Consider the following 283-nt stretch of genomic DNA (forward strand, 5'->3'; position numbering starts at 1 on the left):
AATGCCTTAATTGGCTTCACCGGCAATAATGAAAGAGCGATTCATGGAACAATTTGAATGTATCACTGTAGAAGAGGCGTATCAGAAACTGCACCAGGGCGCGGCGGTGCTGGTCGATATTCGCGATCCGCAAAGTTATGCCATGGGTCATGCGCCGCAGGCGTTTCACTTGACTAACGATACGCTGGGCGCGTTTATGCGTGAGCATGGTTTCGATACCGCGGTGATGGTAATGTGCTATCACGGCAACAGTAGTAAAGGCGCCGCGCAGTATCTGCTCCAG

General features: G+C 51.6%; 1 protein-coding gene. It reads left to right on the top strand.

Features of this window, described 5'->3' with window-relative positions:
* Window positions 1–43 precede the first annotated feature (43 nt).
* On the top strand, window positions 44–283 hold a 240-nt coding region (gene glpE / locus J4G32_RS21380; protein ID WP_210497748.1), incomplete at its 3' end, for a thiosulfate sulfurtransferase GlpE.

The sequence above is a fragment of the Microvirga antarctica genome (assembly GCF_017921815.1).
Taxonomy (GTDB): Bacteria; Pseudomonadota; Alphaproteobacteria; order Rhizobiales; family Beijerinckiaceae; genus Microvirga; species Microvirga antarctica.